The organism is Pseudomonas syringae, assembly GCF_000737245.1.
Taxonomy (GTDB): Bacteria; Pseudomonadota; Gammaproteobacteria; order Pseudomonadales; family Pseudomonadaceae; genus Aquipseudomonas; species Aquipseudomonas syringae_J.
In genome coordinates, this window is record NZ_JPQU01000028.1 from 60,966 (window position 1) to 81,924 (window position 20,959).

A 20,959-nucleotide genomic window follows, 5' to 3' on the forward strand; every position below is an offset into this window, starting at 1 on the left:
CCAACCCATGCTGACCTGGCTTAAACGCGACAGTCTTGTTTTTCCGCCCTTGTCCAGAGCCTTGCGTGAACCTGACGGGCTATTGGCCGCAGGCGGTGACCTGTCCCCGGATCGGCTGGTGCAGGCATACCGCCACGGCTGCTTCCCCTGGTTTCAGGATGGGCAACCGATCCTCTGGTGGTCACCTGATCCACGCACGGTGATCTTTCCCGATGAGCTGCATGTATCGCGCAGTCTCGCGAAACTCATGCGCCAGCAACGTTACCGGGTGACGTTTGATCAGGATTTCAGCGGGGTAATTCGGGCCTGCGCCGGACCGAGAAGCTATGCAGACGGCACGTGGATCACCGGCTCGATACAGGAGGCATATGTAGAGCTGCATCGGCGTGGTCACGCTCACAGCGTTGAAGTCTGGGAAGGCGACCAGTTAGTCGGCGGGCTTTACGGGCTGGCAATGGGGCAGCTGTTCTTTGGCGAATCAATGTTCAGCCACGCAGACAACGCCTCCAAAGTGGGCTTTGCAACGCTGGTCGAGTACCTCAAGGCTTGGGGTTTCGTCTTGATTGACTGCCAGATGCACACTAGCCACTTAGAGAGTTTCGGCGCCAGGGCTATCTCCAGAGAAAAGTTCGCCAGCTACCTGCAAGCGCACCTGGATAAGCCCAATTACGCCGACTGGCTGCCTAGGCGAGTTCAGCAGGCTGACATACACTCTTAACTAAAGGTTTCTACTTCGGGGGCAATCATGACAGAGCTGGCGCGGCTTAAGTTTTATGCCACTCAACCCCACTCTTGCAGCTATCTGCCTGAAGAGCAGGCGACGACTCTGTTTCTGGATCCCAGCCAGCCGATGGACGTGCAGGTGTATGCCGATTTGTCCGACATGGGCTTTCGTCGCAGCGGCGACCATTTGTACCGCCCGCATTGCCAGAATTGCAGCGCTTGTGTGCCGGCGCGCATTCCGGTGGATCTCTTTGTGCCCAACCGTCAGCAAAAACGCATTTTCAAACGCAATGCCGACCTCGACGTGCGCAGCACAAAGCCACACTTCACCGAAGAATATTTCGACCTCTACCAGCGCTATATCGAACAAAGGCATGCTGATGGCGACATGTTTCCCCCCAGTCGCGATCAATTTTCGACATTTCTCGTGAGGGATCTCAGATTCTGCCGATTCTTTGAATTCCGCCTTGAAAAACGCCTGCTGGCAGTTGCTGTAACGGACATGCTCCCCAATGGTTTATCGGCGGTTTATACCTTTTACGAACCCGGCGAAGAGCGCCGCAGTCTGGGCCGCTACGCCATTTTGTGGCAAATCGCAGAAGCCGCTCGCCTGCGACTGCATGCAGTCTATCTGGGGTACTGGATCAAGAACTGCCAGAAGATGAATTACAAGACCCAATATCGACCTATTGAGCTGCTTACGAACCAGAGATGGGTCACTCTTTACTGAAGCCCTTGGCTTAGCCCTCACTTTTCGGGCACAATGCACGCCGCTTTTGCCTGGCGCCACTTGCACCGGGCCACTCATTGGATACCGAGGGCTTTACTGCATGTCGAAAGAAGACAGCTTCGAAATGGAAGGCACTGTCGTCGACACCCTGCCCAACACCATGTTTCGTGTGGAGTTGGAAAACGGGCACGTCGTAACCGCGCATATCTCCGGCAAGATGCGCAAGAATTACATCCGTATTCTTACCGGTGACAAGGTGCGTGTTGAGCTGACGCCCTACGACTTGAGCAAAGGGCGCATCACTTACCGCGCCCGCTAATCAGGTCTTAACAAAAACGCCCGGCATCTGCCGGGCGTTTTTGTGTGCTTGGGTTTTATGTAGGGACATAGATTACCTGTGGGAGCGGTGCTGGCCGGCGATAAGGCTGGACGCGACCCAAAGTGAACCGCGTCCAGCCTTATCGCGGGCAAGCACCGCTCCCACAGGATAAGCACCGCTTTAGCAACACAACAAAAAGCCCCGCAACTCTTGCGAGATGCGGGGCTTTTTTGTGGCCTGAGACTTAAGCCATTTCAGCCGTAGTTTCGTAGTCGAAGGTGATTTCGCCATCCTTGAAGTCGATATGCACCACGCCACCATGCTCGGCCAACTCACCGAAGAGGATCTCTTCAGCCAGTGGACGCTTGATCTTGTCCTGAATCAAGCGCGCCATTGGTCGGGCACCCATCGCTGCATCATAACCGCCTTCAGCCAGATAGCTTCGTGCGGCATCCGTCACTTCAAGCAGCACACGCTTGTCTTCCAACTGCGCCTGAAGCTCGGTGAGGAACTTGTCCACCACGCTTTTGATAACCTCATGGCTGAGGCGACCAAATTGGATAATGGTGTCCAGACGGTTGCGGAACTCAGGCGTGAAGCTCTTTTTGATGACTTCCATCGCATCAGACGAGTGATCCTGATGAGTGAAGCCTATCGAAGCACGCGCTGCGGTTTCTGCACCGGCGTTGGTGGTCATGATCACGATCACATTGCGGAAATCAGCCTTGCGCCCGTTGTTATCCGTCAGCGTCCCGTGATCCATGACCTGCAGCAGCAGGTTGAAGACTTCCGGATGCGCCTTCTCGATCTCATCGAGCAACAGCACGCAATGCGGCTGCTTGGTGATCGCTTCGGTCAATAGACCGCCCTGATCGAAACCGACGTAACCAGGAGGCGCACCGATCAAACGAGATACGGTGTGACGCTCCATGTACTCGGACATGTCGAAGCGAACCAGCTCGATACCCAAGGCCTTGGCCAACTGACGAGCGGCTTCGGTCTTGCCGACACCGGTCGGACCAGCGAACAAGAACGAACCCACTGGTTTGTCGGGAGACTTCAACCCCGCCCGGGACAGCTTGATAGCGGTCGACAAGGAATCGATGGCGGCATCCTGACCAAAAACGGTCAGTTTCAAGTCACGCTCAAGATTGCGCAGCAGTTCTTTGTCGGAGCTGTTGACGTGCTTAGGCGGAATACGCGCGATTTTCGCGACGATGTCCTCAACTTGCGCCACTTCAATGCGTTTCACGCGTTTCTCGACCGGCTGCAGGCGCTGATAGGCGCCCGCCTCGTCGATTACGTCGATGGCCTTGTCCGGCATGTGACGATCATTGATGTACCGCGATGCCAACTCGGCGGCAGCCCGCAGAGCTTCGTCGCTGTACTCGATATTGTGATGCGCCTCGAAACGCCCCTTCAGGCCGCGCAGAATACCGATGGTGTCCTCCACGGACGGCTCCGACACATCGACTTTCTGGAAACGCCGCGCCAAGGCTCGATCTTTCTCGAAAATGCCGCGGAATTCCTGGTAAGTCGTCGAACCGATGCAACGGATATCACCCGAAGACAGCAAAGGCTTGAGCAGATTCGAGGCATCCATGACACCGCCCGATGCAGCGCCGGCACCAATGATGGTGTGGATCTCATCGATGAACAGAATCGCGTGGGGACGCTTTTTCAGCTCGTGCAGCAACGCCTTGAAACGCTTCTCGAAATCGCCACGGTACTTGGTGCCCGCCAACAATGCGCCGAGATCGAGCGAGTAGACCACGCTACTGGCAAGCAGATCAGGGACTTGATTGTCGACGATGCGCTTGGCCAGGCCTTCGGCGATAGCCGTCTTGCCGACGCCAGCCTCGCCCACCAGCAGCGGGTTGTTCTTGCGACGGCGGGCCAGAATCTGCGCCACGCGCTCGACTTCAAGCTCACGACCGACCAACGGGTCGATGCGACCCTGACGAGCGAGTTCGTTAAGATTGCTGGCATAGGCATCCAGCGGATTACCTGAAGCAGAAGACTCACCACCCTCGTCGTCCTGCATATCTTGCTCACCTTCAGAGTGATCGCCGTGCCCAGGCACTTTCGATATGCCATGAGCGATGTAGTTGACGACATCAATGCGGGCCACGCTTTGCTGCTTGAGCAAAAATACTGCCTGGCTTTCCTGCTCGCTGAAAATGGCCACCAGCACGTTGGCGCCGGTGACTTCACGCTTGCCCGAACTCTGGACGTGGAAGACAGCACGCTGCAATACGCGCTGGAAGCCCAGGGTTGGCTGGGTTTCGCGATCTTCGTCATGAACCGGGATCAACGGTGTAGTGGAGTCGATAAATTCCTGCAGATCATGCTTGAGTTTATCGAGGTTCGCGCCGCAGGCACGTAGAACAGTGGCGGCAGCCTCATTGTCCAATAAGGCCAGCAGAAGGTGCTCGACGGTCATGAATTCATGACGTTTCGAACGCGCCTCCTTGAAGGCCAGATTGAGGGTGACTTCGAGCTCACGGTTTAACATAGCTTCACCTCATACCCAAGTGGTCGGCGTTTAACCGTCCTTCTCGATCTCACAGAGTAGTGGATGCTGGCTTTCCCTGGCGTATTGGTTGACCTGCATTGCCTTGGTCTCGGCGATGTCGCGGGTAAACAATCCACATACTGCCCGCCCCTCTGTATGGACGGCCAGCATGACCTTGGTCGCCAGCTCGCGATTCAGGTTGAAGAACACCTCGAGCACTTCGACAACGAAATCCATCGGGGTGTAATCGTCATTGAATAAAACCACCTTGTACATCGGTGGCGCCTGTAACGTCGGCTTGGCATCCTGAACGGCGGTGCCAGACGCGTCATCCTCATGGGAATCGGGATTGTCCTGATTTGATGTTAGTCGAATCTTGCTGATTGCATGCATGGAAAGAAAGGTTCGTTGAAGGCGGATTGAATAATTAGTCGCAGTCTGACCGGTTTTCAAATGGACCGCCGCATGACCTTGACTATCGGCAAAACGGTGTTACAAACAATAGAACCCACATTGGGTAAAAAGGGTCCGCGCAGTCAACCAAAATTTTTTTCGGTCCGGCGGATGAGGTGGATGATACTCCCAACGGAGTCCTTTGCAGAGGGATGTGACTATGGTCAGCGGTAAGGTCAAGTGGTTCAATAATGCAAAAGGTTATGGCTTTATCATTGAGGATGGGAGAACCGAGGACCTGTTCGCCCATTTCTCCGCCATCAAAATGGACGGCTACAAGACGTTGAAGGCTGGTCAAGCCGTCAGATTCGAGATCATTCAAGGGCCCAAGGGGCTGCACGCTATAGATATTCAGAGTGCCGCTGCTGAAGTTATGGCTTCTGCGCCTGAACCGGCGGCAGCCAGGAAGATCGAACCAGCCACTGAAAACTCTGCTTGATTAGCCCCGAAACGCCAGACCTGAAATCGGCCAGTTCAGCCCCCTGAACTGGCCGTTTTTTTTGCGCAGAAGCTTACATGTGACTAATCAGAGCATCGCCAAAGGCGGACGAAGACAACAAGGTGGCACCCTCCATCAGTCGTTCAAAGTCATAGGTAACGGTCTTGGCAGAAATTGCGCCGTTGGTCCCTTTGATGATCAGGTCAGCTGCTTCAGTCCAACCCATATGCCGCAACATCATTTCAGCAGACAAGATCAAAGACCCGGGATTGACCTGATCCTTGCCTGCATATTTGGGCGCTGTTCCGTGGGTAGCTTCGAACATGGCAACGGTATCGGAGAGATTGGCGCCCGGCGCAATCCCGATACCACCCACCTCAGCCGCCAAAGCGTCGGACAAATAGTCGCCATTGAGGTTAAGAGTCGCGATCACGTCGTATTCGGCAGGGCGTAACAGGATCTGCTGAAGCATTGCGTCGGCAATTGCGTCCTTAACGATGATATTTTTGCCGGTTTCAGGGTTCTTGAACTCCATCCAAGGCCCGCCATCCAGGAGCGTCGCGCCAAACTCCTCACTGGCGACCTCATACGCCCATTCCTTGAAGGCTCCCTCGGTAAATTTCATGATGTTGCCCTTGTGGACGATCGTCAGCGAATCGCGATCGTTATCCACCACATACTGCAGCGCTTTACGTGCCAATCGTCGCGTGCCCTCTCTGGAAACCGGTTTCACACCAATTCCACAGTCCTGATCGAAGCGAATCTTGGTGACACCCATCTCCTCCTTGAGGAACTTGATCACCTTGATGGCTTCGGGCGAGCCGGCCTTCCACTCGATGCCGGCATAAATATCCTCCGAATTTTCGCGGAAGATAGTCATATTCACATCACCCGGCTTCTTGACTGGACTGGGCACGCCTTCAAACCAGCGTACCGGGCGCAGACAGACATACAGGTCCAGCTGTTGGCGCAACGCCACATTCAACGAGCGAATACCGCCGCCCACCGGTGTTGTCAGCGGGCCTTTGATGGACACTACGTATTCCTTGACCGCATCGAGGGTTTCCTGAGGCAGCCAGGTGTCCTGATCATAGACTTGCGTAGCTTTCTCTCCGGCATACACCTCCATCCAGGAAATCTTGCGCTTGCAGCCATAAGCTTTTTCGACGGCAGCATCGACCACTTTGATCATCACCGGACTGATGTCGACGCCGATGCCATCGCCCTCGATATATGGAATGATCGGGTTGTCGGGCACGTTCAGCGAGTGATCAGCGTTAACGGTGATTTTCTCGCCGACCGCTGGAATCTGGATCTTCTGGTATCCCATTATTATTGTGCTCCGCTGTGTGGTGTGTGGAGGGGTGAGACATCCTGGTTGGTCTATGAGCTTAGTCAGCGCCACTCCGATCGCAAACGCGGGCCCTCGACCATAGGCCAATATCCGACGTGCCTTAGAACGCATAGCATTAATGCTTAGCGCGAATGGTTTGATATACTCGCCGCCGTGACTCACGGGTCACCCACAGGTAAGCCCAAAGCAAGAAAGGGCCGACCTGTCTGGAAAGACACTTTCAGCCTGCTACAACCGCTCGACCGCTTGACGCTCGACTGATGCACCTTTCATCATCATCGCGAATAAACCTCGACTCAGTCCCGACAGGAACTGCGAGCAAAGTGCATACCCTGCGCGCATCGAGATTTTGTGCATGCTCAGCAAAACAGAGAGTTCATACGAAATGTCCAACCGCTCGAAGATCATCTACACCTTCACCGACGAAGCTCCTGCCCTCGCCACCTACTCGCTTCTCCCTATCATCGAAGCCTTCACTGCCTCCTCTGATATCGACGTTGAAACGCGAGACATCTCTCTGGCGGGCCGCATTCTTTCCAGCTTCCCTGAATCCCTGAGCGCTGATCAGCAGATCGCTGACCACCTGGCCGAGTTGGGCCAACTGGCCACCACTCCAGAAGCCAACATCATCAAGCTGCCGAACATCAGCGCCTCCGTCCCACAATTGAAGGCGACCATCAAAGAGCTGCAAGATCTGGGCTTCAAGATCCCTGACTACCCAGAGAACCCAGTCACCGACGCAGAAAAAGACGTCCGTGCACGCTACGACAAGACCAAAGGCAGCGCCGTGAACCCGGTTCTGCGTGAAGGCAACTCCGACCGTCGCGCACCGCTTTCGGTCAAGAACTATGCGCGCAAGCACCCGCACAAAATGGGCGCCTGGGCTGCTGACTCCAAGTCCCACATCGCTCATATGAGCAATGGTGACTTCTACGGTAGCGAAAAAGCCGCCCTGATCAGCGCTGCCGGCAACGTCAAAATCGAACTGATCGCTCAGGACGGCACAGCCACTGTCCTGAAAGAAAAGACCGCCGTGAAAGAAGGCGAGATCATCGATTGCTCGACCCTGAGCAAAAAAGCCCTGCGCAGCTTCATCGCCGCTGAAATCGACGACGCCAAAGCCAAGGGCGTGCTGCTGTCGGTTCACCTGAAAGCCACGATGATGAAGGTCTCCGACCCAATCATGTTTGGCCAGATCGTCGCCGAGTACTACAAGGACGCGCTGACCAAACACGCTGATGCACTCAAGCAAATCGGCTTCAACCTGAACAACGGCATCGGCGACCTGTACGACCGTATCAGCGCCCTGCCCGCTGACAAGCAGGCGGAAATCAAGGCCGATATCCAGGCTGTCTACGCTGAGCGCGCCCCGCTGGCGATGGTCAACTCGGACAAAGGCATCACCAACCTGCACGTACCGAGCGACGTTATCGTCGACGCCTCGATGCCGGCCATGATCCGCGACTCAGGCAAAATGTGGAACGCCGCTGGCGAACTGCAGGACACCAAAGCCGTGATCCCGGATCGCTGCTACGCCACCATCTACCAAGCGGTGATCGAAGACTGCAAGAAACACGGCGCTTTCGATCCAACCACCATGGGCAGCGTGCCAAACGTTGGCCTGATGGCGCAAAAAGCTGAAGAGTACGGCTCCCACGACAAGACGTTCCAGATCGCCACAGCTGGCGTTGTGCGCGTAACCGACAACGATGGCAAAGTGCTGATGGAACAGAACGTCGAAGAAGGCGATATCTGGCGCATGTGCCAAGCCAAAGACGCGCCGATCCAGGACTGGGTCAAACTGGCCGTCAACCGCGCTCGCGCCAGTGACACCCCTGCTGTGTTCTGGCTGGACCCGGCGCGCGCTCACGACGCCGAGATGATCAAGAAAGTCCAGAAATACCTGGGCGATCACGACACCGCTGGCCTGGATATCCGTGTGATGTCCCCGGTTGAAGCCATGGCGTTTACGCTGGAGCGTACTCGCGCCGGCAAGGACACCATTTCGGTCACCGGTAACGTACTGCGCGACTACCTGACCGACCTGTTCCCGATCATGGAGCTGGGCACCAGCGCCAAGATGCTGTCCATCGTTCCGTTGATGAACGGCGGTGGCCTGTTCGAAACGGGCGCCGGCGGTTCGGCTCCGAAGCACGTCCAGCAACTGGTCGAAGAAAACTTCCTGCGTTGGGACTCTCTGGGTGAGTTCCTGGCTCTGGCAGCTTCGCTGGAACACCTGGGCAACACCTACAACAACCCGAAAGCGCTGGTCCTGTCCAAGACTCTGGACCAGGCTACCGGTGAGTTCCTGGATCGTAACAAGTCGCCATCGCGTAAAGTCGGCAACATCGACAACCGCGGCAGCCACTTCTACCTCGCTCTGTTCTGGGCGCAGGCATTGGCCGCACAGAATGACGACGCGGCCCTCAAGGCGCAGTTCAGCCCATTGGCGAAAACCTTGGCCGACAACGAAGAAAAAATCGTTGCCGAACTGAACGCAGTACAAGGCAAGCCAGCGGAAATCGGCGGTTACTATTACCCGAACCCTGAGCTGACCAGCAAAGTCATGCGCCCAAGCGCAACCCTGAACGCAGCGATCGCTTCGCTGGTTTAAGGTTCTGCCGTTTACACAAACCCCGGCCGCGCGCCGGGGTTTGTGTATCTGCAGGAACCGTTCTGCAGGAGCGCGCTTGCCCGCCATAGCGTCATATCAATCGCTGATGATGTCGTCTGACACTACGCTATCGCGGGCAAGCGCGCTCCTACAGGCGCAAAGCGGAAATCCGTAAATACTCTCCCCACAGGGCAACTCCCTATGAACTGGCAAGCCCACGTTACCGTCGCCACGATCGTCGAAGATCAGGGCAAATTCCTGTTCGTGGAAGAACTCAAGGGCGGCAAAGCGGTACTCAACCAGCCTGCCGGGCATCTTGATCCGAACGAGTCACTGCAACGCGCCGCCATCCGCGAAACACTCGAGGAAACCGGCTGGGACGTCGAGCTGACCAGTGTGGTCGGCATTTATCTGTATACCGCACCCAGCAATGGCGTGACTTATCAGCGCATCTGCTTCGCCGCCAAAGCCCTGCGCCATCATCCGGACTATCAACTGGACGACGGCATCATCGGCCCGGCCTGGCTGACTCGCGACGAACTGATCGCCCAACAGGAACGCTGGCGCAGCGAGCTGGTGCTCCGTTGCGTGGACGATTACTTGAACGGCGAACACTTCAGCCTGGACCTGCTACGCGACAAGGCGTGAGACTCCCAGGCCGGGGCCTGTTAGAATCGCGTCCTTTTCGAAGCTACCCATTGAACTCCTATGCCTGATTCAACCCTTTCCGATACTGCAAAGAAACGCGTCATCGTCGGCATGTCCGGCGGCGTGGATTCTTCGGTTTCCGCCGTTCTGCTCATGGAGCAGGGCTACCAGGTGGAAGGCCTGTTCATGAAGAACTGGGAAGAAGACGACGGAACGGACTACTGCACAGCCCGGGAAGACCTGGCCGACGCCCAGGCTGTTTGCGACAAGATTGGCATCAAGCTGCACACCGCCAACTTCGCCGCAGAATACTGGGACAACGTGTTCGAGCATTTTCTGGCCGAATACAAGGCCGGACGCACCCCAAACCCGGACATCCTGTGTAACCGGGAAATCAAGTTCAAGGCGTTTCTCGACTACGCACTGATGCTTGGTGCCGACCTGATCGCCACCGGCCATTACGTGCGCCGTCGCGATATCGACGGGCGTACGGAGCTGCTCAAAGGCCTGGATCCGAACAAGGACCAGAGCTACTTCCTGCACGCCGTCGGCGGCGAACAGATCGCCAAAACCTTGTTCCCGGTCGGCGAACTTGAAAAGCCTGAAGTGCGCGCCATTGCCGAGAAACATGGCCTGGCCACCGCCAAGAAAAAAGACTCCACCGGGATTTGCTTCATCGGCGAGCGGCGTTTCACCGACTTCCTGCGCCAGTACCTCCCTGCGCAACCCGGCGAAATCAAGACCACCGAAGGTGAAGTCATAGGCCGTCACAGCGGCCTGATGTACCACACCATCGGCCAGCGCCAGGGCCTGGGCATCGGCGGCTTGAAAGACGCCAGCGATGACCCGTGGTACGTGCTGGTCAAGGATCTGGAGAACAACGAACTGATCGTCGGTCAGGGTAATGATCATCCATGGCTGTTCTCCCGCGCGCTGGTGGCCTCGCAGATCTACTGGGTTAACCCGGTAGATCTGAGCACACCGCGCCAGCTGACCGCCAAGGTGCGTTATCGCCAGAGCGACCAACACTGCACACTGGAACTGACACCTGACGGTTATCGGGCGATTTTCGATGAGCCGCAACGCGCCGTCACACCCGGCCAGTCGGTCGTGTTCTACGACGGCGAAATCTGCCTGGGTGGCGGCGTGATTGAAATTGCCGAACCCTGGCACAGCAAGGACAAGCGTTGATGACCCCGATTCAGGAGCAACTGATCGCCCTGGCTGGCGTCTTTCAGGCAGCCGTACTGGTTGACCGGATCGCCAAGACTGGCCAGAGCAGCGAAGCAGCATTGGGCTGCATGCTCGGCAGCCTGCTGGTACAGGACCCTAAGGACACTCTGGATGTCTATGGCGGTGACGACCTGAACCTGCGCGAGGGCTATCGTGCCCTGGCCAGCGCTCTGGAACGAGACCCGTCAACCCTGCAACGCGAGCCACTGCGCTATGCCCTGTCGATGCTGGGCCTGGAGCGTCAGCTGGCAAAACGCGACGACATGCTGGAAGTCGTCGGCAAACGCCTGCCGCAGATCCAGTCCCAGGTTGAGCATTTCGGCATCGCACATGAAAACGTGATCGCGGCTTGCGGCGCCCTGTATCAGGACACCCTGAGCACCTTGCGTCAGCGGATTCAGGTCCACGGCGACATGCGCAACCTGCAGCAGCCCAACAACGCCTCCAAGATCCGCGCCCTGCTCCTGGCGGGGATTCGTTCCGCTCGCCTGTGGCGACAAGTTGGCGGCCACCGCTGGCAGTTGGTGGTAAGCCGACGCAAGTTATTGAAAGAACTGTATCCCTTGATGCGCGGCTGATTTGCCGGGTGTCTTTGCTGATACTGACAAGCATCGCGTGACATACGCTGGTCAGCCCGAGCCGATTCGGCCTGAAATTCATGTATGATACGCGCCCCATTTCGTTGCCCGACTGTCCGAGAACACCCTATGCAGCTTTCTTCGCTCACTGCGGTTTCCCCTGTTGACGGCCGCTACGCCGGTAAAACCCAGGCTCTGCGCCCAATTTTCAGCGAATACGGCCTGATCCGTTTTCGCGTCATGGTTGAAGTACGCTGGCTCCAGCGTCTGGCCGCACACCCGGAAATCACTGAAGTTCCAGCGTTTTCCGCTGAAGCCAATGCCATCCTCAACACGCTGGCAGAAGATTTCTCCATCACTCATGCCGAGCGCGTGAAAGAAATCGAACGCACGACCAACCACGACGTAAAGGCCGTGGAATACCTGCTCAAGGAACAGGCTGCCAAGCTGCCTGAGCTGGACAAGGTCAGTGAATTCATCCACTTCGCCTGCACCAGCGAGGACATCAACAACCTGTCCCACGCCCTGATGCTGCGCGAAGGCCGCGACAACGTGATGCTGCCGCTGATGCGCCAGACCGCAGAAGCTATCCGTGAACTGGCGATCCGCTTCGCCGACGTTCCGATGCTGTCGCGCACCCATGGCCAACCTGCTTCCCCGACTACTCTGGGCAAAGAGCTGGCAAACGTGGTTTACCGCCTGGAGCGTCAGATCGCTCAGATCGCTGCGGTCCCACTGCTGGGTAAGATCAACGGCGCAGTAGGCAACTACAACGCACACATCTCGGCCTACCCGTCCATCGACTGGGAAGAGAACGCGCGCGCCTTCATCGAAGACGAGCTGGGTCTGGGCTTCAACCCTTACACCACGCAGATCGAACCTCATGACTACATCGCCGAGCTGTTCGATGCCATTGCGCGCTTCAACACCATCCTGATCGACTTCGACCGCGATATCTGGGGCTACATTTCCCTGGGGTATTTCAAGCAGCGCACCATCGCTGGGGAAATCGGTTCGTCGACCATGCCGCACAAGGTCAACCCGATCGACTTCGAAAACTCGGAAGGCAATCTGGGAATCGCCAACGCGTTGTTCCAGCACCTGGCGAGCAAACTGCCGATCTCTCGCTGGCAGCGTGACCTGACTGACTCCACCGTCCTGCGCAACCTGGGCGTAGGCTTCGCTCATAGCGTTATCGCCTACGAAGCCAGCCTCAAGGGCATCAGCAAGCTGGAGCTCAACGAGCAGAAGATTGCTGCTGACCTGGACGCCTGCTGGGAAGTGCTGGCCGAACCGATCCAGACCGTCATGCGTCGCTACAACATTGAAAACCCTTACGAGAAGCTGAAAGAACTGACCCGTGGCAAGGGCATCAGCCCGGAAGCACTGCAGACTTTCATCGACACTCTGGACATGCCAGCCGAGGCCAAGGCCGAGTTGAACAAACTCACGCCAGCCAACTACATCGGCAATGCAGTGGCGCAAGCCAAGCGTATCTGACCTGCGTGACACCATTGCACACGCCCGGCAGTGCCGGGCGTTTTTATTGCCGTCTCGAAAATACAATTTTTCAATAGGTTACACATGAATCCTGACATTCCTCTTCAACTCTTGGGCGGCATCAGCGCGCGCGTTTTCCTGCGTGATTACTGGCAGAAGAAACCCCTGCTGATCCGTCAGGCCATCCCGGACTTCCAGAGCCCGATTGACCCTGACGAACTGGCCGGGCTGGCCCTGGAAGAAGAAGTCGAATCCCGACTGGTCATTGAAAATGGCGAGCGCCCATGGGAGTTGCGTCGCGGGCCATTCGCCGAAGACGAGTTCAGCAAACTGCCCGAAAAAGACTGGACCCTGCTCGTTCAGGCCGTTGACCAGTTCGTCCCGGAAGTCAGCGAGCTACTGGAAAACTTCCGCTTTCTGCCAAGCTGGCGCATTGATGACGTGATGGTCAGTTATGCCGCACCGGGCGGCGGCGTGGGTCCGCACTTCGATAACTACGACGTGTTCCTGCTGCAAGGTCACGGCAAGCGACACTGGCAGATTGGCCAGATGTGCGACGCCGAGAGTCCGCTGCTCAAGCACGCTGACCTGCGCATCCTTGCCGATTTCCAGATGACCGAAGAATGGACCCTGGAACCCGGTGACATGCTTTACCTGCCGCCACGTCTGGCGCACTGCGGCGTTGCCGTGGATGACTGCCTGACTTACTCGGTGGGGTTCCGCGCACCAAGCGCTGCTGAGGTGCTGACCCACTTCACCGACTTCCTCAGCCAGTTCATCCCTGATGAAGAGCGCTACACCGACGCCGACGCACAGCCGACGGCCGATCCTCATCAGATTCAGCATGACGCACTTGACCGCCTGAAAGCCCTGCTGGCCGAGCATATGGGCGATGAACGCCTGTTGCTGACCTGGTTTGGCCAATTCATGACCGAACCCCGCTACCCGGAACTGGTCACCGGTCCGGAGCTGGAGGAAGAAGACCTGCTGAGCAGCCTGGAACAGGGCGCAGTTCTCATTCGCAACCCAAGTGCACGCCTTGCATGGTCCGAAGTCGATGACGACCTGCTACTGTTCGCCAGCGGCCAGAGCCGCCTGCTACCGGGCAGTCTGCGCGAGTTGCTGAAGCTGATCTGCGCCGCCGATGCCCTGCACAGTGACAACCTCGGCCAATGGCTGGCCGATGAAGATGGACGCAACCTGCTCTGTGAGCTGGTCAAACAAGGAAGCCTGGGGTTTGCCGATGAATAGAATCAACGTGCGTGTTGCTGACTGGCAAAAGGACAACGCTGATATCCGCCGCGTGCGGGATGCGGTATTTGTCGCGGAACAGTCTGTGCCTCCGGAGCTGGAATGGGATGCTGAAGACAGCGACGCCATTCACTTTCTGGCCCTGGAGGGGGACTATGCGATTGGCACAGCCCGCTTGCTGCCAGACGGTGAAATTGGCCGTTTGTCAGTCCTTAGGGACTGGCGCGGCATGAAAGTCGGCGAAGCCCTGCTGCGTGCCGTCATCAGCGAAGCCGAACGCCGTGACCTCCGGCAGCAGAAGCTCAGCGCGCAGGTTCAAGCCGCTGCGTTTTACCAACGCTTTGGCTTTACCGTGGTCAGCGATGAGTTTCTTGAGGCAGGCCTGCCTCACGTGGACATGATCCGTCACGCGAGCTGAACGCAGTCGGATAAACGCCCCTCCAAACCATTTCGGCATGACGATGCCGAGACCGTCTGGCGGGGCGTTTTGCTGCCTGGCACTTAACTTGCGCTCAGCGAGGCCGACAACATGGCAAACTCGCATCTGTCGATAGTATCCGTGGAGATGGAAACCATGTTTTTCCGCACCTTGATGACTTCCTTGCTGCTGCTATGTAGTGTCTACGCAATGGCCGCTACCGAAGTGGTTCCACTCAACTACCGGACCAGCGATGAACTGTTGCCGGTGGCTAAATCCTTCCTCGGCCAGGACGGCTCGGTCAGCGCCTACCAGAACCAACTGATCGTAAACGCCGAACCGCGCAAGATCGATGAGCTTCGCGCCCTCCTCTCGCAACTGGATACAGCACCCAAGCGGCTGCTGATCAGCGTTGATACAAGCGACAGCGCGACGCGTGGTGCCACGGGCGCCAATCAAGGCCGGATCATCAACTATGGGACCAGCAGCCGCGAAGGTGGCGTGCAACAGGTCCAGGCGAGTGAAGGAACTCCGGCACTGATACAGGTCGGCCAAAGCGTTCCGGTCACCACCTCGCAGAGTGATTCTTACGGCTACGCCCAAAGCAACACCGAATATCGCAATGTCACCCAGGGTTTCTACGTCACCGCCAGTGTGACCGGCGACATCGTGCACCTGAGCATCAGCACCAATCGCGACCGCGTCAGCCAGGAGCGCCCTGACGCCTTCAAGGTCCAGAGCACGGACAGCCGGGTGAGCGGGCGGATCGGTGAATGGATCACCCTTGCCGGCGTGAGCGGCGAGTCAGTTGCTGACCAACAAGGCAAGGCTCAGCGCTATTCCACTCAAGGCAGAGAGGACATGACGTTGCGGGTAATGGTGCAAACCCTGGACTGACCGGGGGCTTGCCGAAAACCAGCACCCAGGCGCCTGAAACTGACTGATTGGTCGCACACAGGCAAAAATGTAGTGAGACTAAAGAAGCACTACAAAACGTTTGACGGGTCAAAAATGGCGAGGCATGATTGCCCCGCTCCCGCTAATCAGAGGCCCTGTAAAGAGCCTTCGGATCGCCGCTCAAATCCTACGAGCCGATTCGTGTCCGCACCGCCCACAAGGCAGTTTGACGAGGTTGCGACTGGAACGAAGTTGTCCTGAGGGACGGAAGCGTATAACGGTCCATCGGTAAACTGCTGAGTGACTGCAACGAGGCATCCACGAGCCGGATTGCAAATCCCAGCCATGCCCTGAACCCGCTCTCCCCCTTAGAGCCCATCGTTCAACGTCGCTGCTACACAAACCCGCGGCAAACCAGACACACAGCAGACATCTGATCAGCGAGCAGCCATTCAATGTGCCTTCGATAACCGAGGCGTTTTGGCGGAGCAGGACATTCCAACAAAACCTATGTGAAAGGGGTTTCGCTCATGGCACTGACACGCGAACAACAAATAGCAGCTCTGGAAAAAGACTGGGCTGAAAATCCGCGCTGGAACAATGTGACCCGTAACTATTCCGCCGCTGATGTCGTCCGCTTGCGTGGCTCGGTTCAACCTGAGCACACATTCGCCAGAAATGGCGCGGAAAAACTCTGGAATCTGGTTACACAAGGTGCCAAGCCGTCTTTTCGTCCGGACAAGGACTTCGTCAACTGCATGGGCGCCCTGACTGGCGGCCAGGCGGTGCAACAGGTCAAAGCCGGCATTCAGGCGATTTACCTTTCCGGCTGGCAAGTGGCTGCCGATAACAACTCGGCCGAGTCGATGTACCCCGACCAATCGCTGTATCCGGTGGATTCGGTTCCAACCGTGGTCAAGCGCATCAACAACTCCTTCCGTCGTGCTGACCAGATCCAGTGGAAAGCCGGCAAGAACCCGGGCGATGACGGCTACATCGACTACTTCGCGCCAATCGTGGCCGATGCTGAAGCCGGATTCGGTGGCGTGCTCAACGCCTACGAACTGATGAAAAGCATGATTGAAGCCGGCGCTGCAGGCGTGCACTTTGAAGATCAGTTGGCTTCGGTGAAAAAATGCGGGCACATGGGCGGCAAGGTGTTGGTGCCAACCCAGGAAGCCGTGCAGAAACTCACCGCTGCGCGCCTGGCCGCCGACGTGGCTGGCGTCCCGACGATCATTCTGGCTCGCACCGACGCCAACGCGGCTGACTTGCTGACTTCGGACTGCGATCCTTACGATCAGCCGTTCGTCACTGGCACCCGTACGCCCGAGGGTTTCTATAAAGTGCGTGCAGGCCTGGATCAAGCCATCGCCCGAGGCCTGGCCTATGCGCCTTACGCCGATCTGATCTGGTGCGAGACCGCCAAGCCGGATCTGGACGAAGCGCGCCGCTTTGCTGAAGCGATCAAGAAGGAATACCCGGACCAGTTGCTGTCATATAACTGCTCGCCTTCCTTCAACTGGAAGAAAAACCTGGACGACGCGACCATCGCCAAATTCCAGCGTGAGTTGTCGGCCATGGGCTACAAGCATCAGTTCATCACCCTGGCAGGCATCCACAACATGTGGCACAGCATGTTCAACCTGGCGCACGACTACGCCCGCAACGACATGACGGCCTACGTGAAGCTGCAGGAGCAGGAGTTCGCTGATGCCGCCAAGGGTTACACCTTCGTGGCGCACCAGCAGGAAGTGGGCACCGGCTATTTCGATGACATGACCACAGTGATCCAGGGTGGTGCTTCATCGGTGACGGCGCTGACTGGTTCGACTGAGGAAGAACAATTTCACTGAGTGACGTGCTATCGGGTTCCAGTTAGCCTGGGCTGCAGTGACTAAATCGCGGGCAATCACCGCCCCCACAGGCAAATGCGCTTTATGTGGGAGCAGTGATTGCCCGCGATGCAGTCAACGCAGAACTTTCAGTGATCAGCTGACATCCACAACTAATCCGCAATTAACACCTTTAAAACCGCGACAATAACAAATGATACTTATTATCATTTAGAAAAGAGTGCTTGTAGCGCAACTTTTCTGCACCTGAATCAATTCAGTGAAATCTCGCCTGACGCCCGCCCAGCCTGCCCCACACCCTTCACAAGCGCCTGTAAGTGATTAATTGCACAAATTAATTTGATATAGAAAATTTACTTGCCCACTTTTTGCACATAAAATCATTGGAATTGATTTCGCTGCGACATATCGTCGCTGCATCTACTCTTTTCAAGCTCAGAGACCATTGATCTCTGTCAAGGATTGCCAGCATGCCCGAATCGACAGGTCTGATTGCCCACAACTGGGGCTTCGCCATTTTCCTTTTGGGCGTTGTCGGCCTGTGCGCCTTCATGCTCGGTGTATCCAGCCTGCTCGGCAGCAAAGCTTGGGGCCGCAGTAAAAACGAACCTTTCGAGTCCGGCATGCTGCCTACAGGCAGTGCCCGCCTGCGGCTATCCGCAAAATTCTATCTGGTCGCGATGCTTTTCGTGATTTTCGACATTGAAGCCCTTTTTCTCTTTGCCTGGTCTGTGTCCGTCCGCGAAAGCGGCTGGACCGGATTCGTTGAAGCTCTCGTTTTCATAGCAATTCTGTTGGCAGGTCTTGTCTACCTATGGCGGGTTGGAGCGCTTGATTGGGCTCCTGAAGGTCGCCGTAATCGGCAAGCGAAGCTGAAACAATGAGGCTTTGGCGATGCAATATAATCTCACCAGGATCGACCCGGATGCTCCGAATGACGAGTATCCAATCGGCAAACGGGAAACTGTTTCCGATCCGCTAGAAGATCAAGTCCACAAAAACATCTACATGGGCAAGCTTGAAGACGTGCTGAACGGCGCGGTCAACTGGGGGCGTAAAAACTCCCTGTGGCCGTACAACTTCGGCTTGTCGTGCTGCTATGTGGAAATGACCACCGCTTTCACGGCACCCCATGACATCGCCCGCTTCGGCGCCGAGGTTATCCGGGCATCGCCGCGTCAGGCGGATTTCATGGTTATTGCCGGGACTTGCTTCATCAAGATGGCGCCGATCATTCAGCGTCTCTACGAGCAAATGCTCGAACCTAAATGGGTCATCTCCATGGGTTCGTGTGCCAACTCCGGTGGCATGTACGACATTTATTCCGTGGTTCAGGGCGTGGACAAGTTCCTTCCTGTGGATGTCTATGTGCCCGGCTGCCCGCCCCGCCCCGAAGCGTTTCTGCAAGGCTTGATGCTTTTGCAGGAATCCATCGGCCAGGAGCGTCGCCCTCTTTCCTGGGTCGTCGGTGACCAAGGCGTATATCGCGCCGAGATGCCGTCGCAAAAGGAACAGCGCCGCGAACAGCGAATCGCAGTCACCAACCTGCGCAGCCCCGACGAAGTCTGATCCAGTACTGTTCCCTCAGAAGAACGAATACCTGGCTTCATTCTTTACGTTGACCGAAAGCGATAAAAAATCATGACTACAGGCAGTGCTCTGTACATCCCGCCTTACAAGGCCGACGACCAGGATGTGGTCGTCGAATTGAACAACCGTTTTGGCGCCGAAGCGTTCACCGCTCAATCAACCCGTACCGGCATGCCGGTACTCTGGGTTCAGCGTGCGCGCCTGATCGAAGTGCTGACTTTCCTGCGTCAGCTGCCGAAACCCTACGTCATGCTGTACGACCTGCATGGCATGGACGAACGCCTGCGTACAAAGCGTCAGGGCTTGCCAGGCGCGGATTTCAGCGTGTTCTACCACCTGCTGTCGATCGAGCGTAACAGCGACGTGATGATCAAGGTCGCGCTGTCCGAAAACGATCTCAGCCTGCCGACCGTGACCGGTATCTGGCCCAATGCCAACTGGTACGAGCGCGAAGTCTGGGACATGTTCGGCATCGACTTCCCTGGGCATCCGCATCTGAGCCGCATCATGATGCCGCCGACCTGGGAAGGTCACCCGTTGCGCAAGGACTTCCCAGCCCGCGCCACTGAATTCGACCCATACAGCCTGACCCTGGCCAAACAGCAACTGGAAGAGGAAGCGGCGCGCTTCCGTCCGGAAGACTGGGGTATGAAACGTTCCGGTACGAATGAGGACTACATGTTCCTCAACCTCGGCCCGAACCACCCTTCGGCGCACGGTGCGTTCCGCATCATCCTGCAGCTGGATGGTGAAGAAATCGTCGACTGCGTTCCAGACATTGGCTACCACCACCGTGGTGCCGAGAAGATGGCCGAGCGTCAGTCGTGGCACAGCTTTATCCCTTACACCGACCGGATCGACTATCTGGGCGGGGTGATGAACAACCTGCCTTACGTGCTTTCGGTGGAAAAACTGGCCGGCATCAAGGTGCCGGAGAAGGTCGATACCATCCGCATCATGATGGCCGAGTTCTTCCGGATCACCAGCCACCTGTTGTTCCTGGGGACGTACATCCAGGACGTAGGCGCCATGACCCCGGTGTTCTTCACCTTCACCGACCGTCAGAAAGCCTACACCGTGATCGAAGCCATCACCGGCTTCCGTCTGCATCCGGCCTGGTATCGCATCGGCGGTGTTGCCCACGACCTGCCGCGCGGCTGGGAAAAGCTGGTCAAGGATTTCGTGGACTGGCTGCCAAAACGTCTCGACGAGTACACCAAGGCTGCCCTGCAGAACAGCATCCTTAAAGGCCGTACCGTTGGCGTTGCTGCCTACAACACTAAAGAAGCCCTGGAATGGGGCGTTACCGGTGCAGGCCTGCGTTCAACTGGCTGTGATTTCGACCTGCGCAAAGCCCGTCCTTACTCCGGCTACGAGAACTTCGAATTTGAAGTGCCGCTGGCGGCCAATGGCGATGCCTATGATCGCTGCATGGTTCGCGTTGAAGAGATGCGTCAGAGCATCAAGATCATCGACCAGTGCATGCGCAACATGCCGGAAGGCCCTTACAAAGCGGATCACCCGCTGACCACGCCGCCGCCGAAAGAGCGCACGCTGCAGCACATCGAGACCTTGATTACGCACTTCCTGCAAGTTTCGTGGGGCCCGGTCATGCCGGCCAACGAATCCTTCCAGATGATTGAAGCGACCAAGGGCATCAACAGTTATTACCTGACGAGCGACGGCGGCACCATGAGCTACCGTACCCGGATCCGCACCCCAAGCTTCCCGCATCTGCAACAGATCCCTTCGGTGATCAAAGGCAGCATGGTCGCGGACTTGATCGCGTACCTGGGTAGTATCGATTTCGTTATGGCCGACGTGGACCGCTAAGCATGAGT

Annotated in this window: 19 protein-coding genes; 16 read left to right on the forward strand and 3 right to left on the reverse strand. The window is 57.0% G+C overall.

The window, feature by feature from the left end; translation table 11 throughout:
• Positions 1 to 7 precede the first annotated feature (7 nt).
• From aat to infA, 3 genes are all read left to right on the forward strand, one after another.
• A complete protein-coding gene (gene aat, locus IV01_RS15485) occupies positions 8 to 718 on the forward strand; it encodes a leucyl/phenylalanyl-tRNA--protein transferase (RefSeq protein ID WP_032627841.1) in 711 nt (236 codons plus the stop codon).
• A 27-nt stretch (positions 719 to 745) separates the two neighbouring features.
• Positions 746 to 1,453, forward strand: a complete 708-nt coding sequence (locus IV01_RS15480) for an arginyltransferase (RefSeq protein ID WP_032627842.1) — start codon at positions 746 to 748, stop codon at positions 1,451 to 1,453.
• 100 nt (positions 1,454 to 1,553) lie between these two features.
• Positions 1,554 to 1,772 carry a translation initiation factor IF-1 gene (gene infA / locus IV01_RS15475; RefSeq protein ID WP_002553999.1) on the forward strand — a complete coding sequence of 73 codons (219 nt, stop codon included), beginning with the start codon at positions 1,554 to 1,556 and terminating at the stop codon, positions 1,770 to 1,772.
• Between the two features lie 244 nt (positions 1,773 to 2,016).
• Here the strand turns inward: infA and clpA are convergent, their stop codons facing one another.
• Positions 2,017 to 4,287, reverse strand: a complete 2,271-nt coding sequence (gene clpA / locus IV01_RS15470) for an ATP-dependent Clp protease ATP-binding subunit ClpA (RefSeq protein ID WP_032627843.1) — start codon at positions 4,285 to 4,287, stop codon at positions 2,017 to 2,019.
• A gap of 30 nt (positions 4,288 to 4,317) precedes the next feature.
• On the reverse strand, positions 4,318 to 4,680 hold the full coding sequence (gene clpS, locus IV01_RS15465) for an ATP-dependent Clp protease adapter ClpS (protein WP_032627844.1): 363 nt from the start codon (positions 4,678 to 4,680) through the stop codon (positions 4,318 to 4,320).
• Positions 4,681 to 4,900: 220 nt separating this feature from the next.
• Between clpS and cspD the strand changes: the two genes are divergently transcribed.
• Positions 4,901 to 5,179 carry a cold shock domain-containing protein CspD gene (cspD, locus tag IV01_RS15460; protein WP_032627846.1) on the forward strand — a complete coding sequence of 93 codons (279 nt, stop codon included), beginning with the start codon at positions 4,901 to 4,903 and terminating at the stop codon, positions 5,177 to 5,179.
• 73 nt (positions 5,180 to 5,252) lie between these two features.
• Here the strand turns inward: cspD and icd are convergent, their stop codons facing one another.
• On the reverse strand, positions 5,253 to 6,509 hold the full coding sequence (icd, locus tag IV01_RS15455; protein ID WP_032627847.1) for an NADP-dependent isocitrate dehydrogenase: 1,257 nt from the start codon (positions 6,507 to 6,509) through the stop codon (positions 5,253 to 5,255).
• Between the two features lie 409 nt (positions 6,510 to 6,918).
• Here icd and IV01_RS15450 point away from each other — a divergent pair, with 409 nt between their 5' ends.
• From IV01_RS15450 to nuoC, 12 genes are all read left to right on the forward strand, one after another.
• Positions 6,919 to 9,147: an NADP-dependent isocitrate dehydrogenase gene (locus IV01_RS15450; RefSeq protein WP_032627881.1), complete on the forward strand. Its 2,229-nt coding sequence runs from the start codon at positions 6,919 to 6,921 to the stop codon at positions 9,145 to 9,147.
• Positions 9,148 to 9,348: 201 nt separating this feature from the next.
• The gene (locus tag IV01_RS15445; protein ID WP_032627848.1) at positions 9,349 to 9,795 is read left to right on the forward strand and encodes an NUDIX hydrolase; all 447 of its coding nucleotides are present in this window, start codon (positions 9,349 to 9,351) and stop codon (positions 9,793 to 9,795) included.
• Between the two features lie 60 nt (positions 9,796 to 9,855).
• The gene (mnmA, locus tag IV01_RS15440) at positions 9,856 to 10,986 is read left to right on the forward strand and encodes a tRNA 2-thiouridine(34) synthase MnmA (protein ID WP_032627849.1); all 1,131 of its coding nucleotides are present in this window, start codon (positions 9,856 to 9,858) and stop codon (positions 10,984 to 10,986) included.
• Positions 10,986 to 11,606, forward strand: a complete 621-nt coding sequence (gene hflD / locus IV01_RS15435) for a high frequency lysogenization protein HflD (protein WP_032627851.1) — start codon at positions 10,986 to 10,988, stop codon at positions 11,604 to 11,606. Before mnmA ends, hflD begins: the two co-directional genes overlap by 1 nt.
• 129 nt (positions 11,607 to 11,735) lie before the next feature.
• Positions 11,736 to 13,106, forward strand: a complete 1,371-nt coding sequence (purB, locus tag IV01_RS15430; protein ID WP_032627852.1) for an adenylosuccinate lyase — start codon at positions 11,736 to 11,738, stop codon at positions 13,104 to 13,106.
• 84 nt (positions 13,107 to 13,190) lie between these two features.
• A complete protein-coding gene (locus IV01_RS15425) occupies positions 13,191 to 14,357 on the forward strand; it encodes a cupin domain-containing protein (protein ID WP_032627853.1) in 1,167 nt (388 codons plus the stop codon).
• Positions 14,350 to 14,775, forward strand: coding sequence for a GNAT family N-acetyltransferase (locus tag IV01_RS15420; protein ID WP_032627854.1), 426 nt, complete (start codon positions 14,350 to 14,352; stop codon positions 14,773 to 14,775). The genes IV01_RS15425 and IV01_RS15420 overlap by 8 nt, the downstream gene beginning before the upstream one ends.
• A gap of 156 nt (positions 14,776 to 14,931) precedes the next feature.
• Positions 14,932 to 15,672 carry a secretin N-terminal domain-containing protein gene (locus IV01_RS15415; protein ID WP_032627882.1) on the forward strand — a complete coding sequence of 247 codons (741 nt, stop codon included), beginning with the start codon at positions 14,932 to 14,934 and terminating at the stop codon, positions 15,670 to 15,672.
• A gap of 530 nt (positions 15,673 to 16,202) precedes the next feature.
• Positions 16,203 to 17,528 carry an isocitrate lyase gene (gene aceA / locus IV01_RS15410; protein WP_032627855.1) on the forward strand — a complete coding sequence of 442 codons (1,326 nt, stop codon included), beginning with the start codon at positions 16,203 to 16,205 and terminating at the stop codon, positions 17,526 to 17,528.
• 470 nt (positions 17,529 to 17,998) lie between these two features.
• Complete coding sequence (locus IV01_RS15405) at positions 17,999 to 18,412, forward strand: NADH-quinone oxidoreductase subunit A (protein WP_032627857.1); 414 nt, start codon at positions 17,999 to 18,001, stop codon at positions 18,410 to 18,412.
• 10 nt (positions 18,413 to 18,422) lie between these two features.
• Positions 18,423 to 19,097: a NuoB/complex I 20 kDa subunit family protein gene (locus IV01_RS15400; protein WP_032627858.1), complete on the forward strand. Its 675-nt coding sequence runs from the start codon at positions 18,423 to 18,425 to the stop codon at positions 19,095 to 19,097.
• 72 nt (positions 19,098 to 19,169) lie between these two features.
• A complete protein-coding gene (gene nuoC / locus IV01_RS15395) occupies positions 19,170 to 20,951 on the forward strand; it encodes an NADH-quinone oxidoreductase subunit C/D (RefSeq protein ID WP_032627859.1) in 1,782 nt (593 codons plus the stop codon).
• Positions 20,952 to 20,959 lie beyond the last annotated feature (8 nt).

What these genes read in the sequence shown, in the direction of transcription:
- aat (WP_032627841.1), top strand. Translation starts at nt 8, where the DNA reads ATGCTGACCTGGCTTAAACGCGACAGTCTTGTTTTTCCGCCCTTGTCC.
- IV01_RS15480 (WP_032627842.1), top strand. Translation starts at nt 746, where the DNA reads ATGACAGAGCTGGCGCGGCTTAAGTTTTATGCCACTCAACCCCACTCT.
- infA (WP_002553999.1), top strand. Translation starts at nt 1,554, where the DNA reads ATGTCGAAAGAAGACAGCTTCGAAATGGAAGGCACTGTCGTCGACACC.
- clpA (WP_032627843.1), bottom strand. Translation starts at nt 4,287, where the DNA reads ATGTTAAACCGTGAGCTCGAAGTCACCCTCAATCTGGCCTTCAAGGAG.
- clpS (WP_032627844.1), bottom strand. Translation starts at nt 4,680, where the DNA reads ATGCATGCAATCAGCAAGATTCGACTAACATCAAATCAGGACAATCCC.
- cspD (WP_032627846.1), top strand. Translation starts at nt 4,901, where the DNA reads ATGGTCAGCGGTAAGGTCAAGTGGTTCAATAATGCAAAAGGTTATGGC.
- icd (WP_032627847.1), bottom strand. Translation starts at nt 6,509, where the DNA reads ATGGGATACCAGAAGATCCAGATTCCAGCGGTCGGCGAGAAAATCACC.
- IV01_RS15450 (WP_032627881.1), top strand. Translation starts at nt 6,919, where the DNA reads ATGTCCAACCGCTCGAAGATCATCTACACCTTCACCGACGAAGCTCCT.
- IV01_RS15445 (WP_032627848.1), top strand. Translation starts at nt 9,349, where the DNA reads ATGAACTGGCAAGCCCACGTTACCGTCGCCACGATCGTCGAAGATCAG.
- mnmA (WP_032627849.1), top strand. Translation starts at nt 9,856, where the DNA reads ATGCCTGATTCAACCCTTTCCGATACTGCAAAGAAACGCGTCATCGTC.
- hflD (WP_032627851.1), top strand. Translation starts at nt 10,986, where the DNA reads ATGACCCCGATTCAGGAGCAACTGATCGCCCTGGCTGGCGTCTTTCAG.
- purB (WP_032627852.1), top strand. Translation starts at nt 11,736, where the DNA reads ATGCAGCTTTCTTCGCTCACTGCGGTTTCCCCTGTTGACGGCCGCTAC.
- IV01_RS15425 (WP_032627853.1), top strand. Translation starts at nt 13,191, where the DNA reads ATGAATCCTGACATTCCTCTTCAACTCTTGGGCGGCATCAGCGCGCGC.
- IV01_RS15420 (WP_032627854.1), top strand. Translation starts at nt 14,350, where the DNA reads ATGAATAGAATCAACGTGCGTGTTGCTGACTGGCAAAAGGACAACGCT.
- IV01_RS15415 (WP_032627882.1), top strand. Translation starts at nt 14,932, where the DNA reads ATGTTTTTCCGCACCTTGATGACTTCCTTGCTGCTGCTATGTAGTGTC.
- aceA (WP_032627855.1), top strand. Translation starts at nt 16,203, where the DNA reads ATGGCACTGACACGCGAACAACAAATAGCAGCTCTGGAAAAAGACTGG.
- IV01_RS15405 (WP_032627857.1), top strand. Translation starts at nt 17,999, where the DNA reads ATGCCCGAATCGACAGGTCTGATTGCCCACAACTGGGGCTTCGCCATT.
- IV01_RS15400 (WP_032627858.1), top strand. Translation starts at nt 18,423, where the DNA reads ATGCAATATAATCTCACCAGGATCGACCCGGATGCTCCGAATGACGAG.
- nuoC (WP_032627859.1), top strand. Translation starts at nt 19,170, where the DNA reads ATGACTACAGGCAGTGCTCTGTACATCCCGCCTTACAAGGCCGACGAC.